The organism is Bradyrhizobium sp. Kon10 (assembly GCF_055807395.1).
The window spans coordinates 1-253 of the sequence record NZ_JBVVOZ010000310.1 but is presented as its reverse complement, the minus strand read 5'-3'; the positions used below and the strand labels follow the sequence as shown (position 1 = coordinate 253).

The 253-nt window shown below is 62.5% G+C and carries 1 protein-coding gene; it reads right to left on the bottom strand.

Annotated elements, in window-relative coordinates:
- On the bottom strand, positions 1–253 hold a 253-nt coding region (locus tag AC0L2O_RS37155; RefSeq protein ID WP_473373249.1), incomplete at both ends, for a cation diffusion facilitator family transporter.

The following is a 253-nucleotide window of genomic DNA, read 5'->3' as shown; positions in this document are numbered from 1 at the left end:
AGGCGTTCCCAAGCCTCATAGATGATCCACAGCGCAATGACGAAGATGGCGATGCCGTTGGTATAGGCGACCAGCGTTTTGACCCGGCCGAAACCATAGGTGAGGCGAACGGTGGCCGGCCGGCCGGCCAGATGAAAAGCATACCAGGCGAGACCGAGTGCGATACAGTCGGCGAGCATGTGGCCGGCATCCGCCAGCAGCGCCAGCGATCCGGTGAAGAGACCGCCAAGCGCTTCCACGACCATGAAGCCGG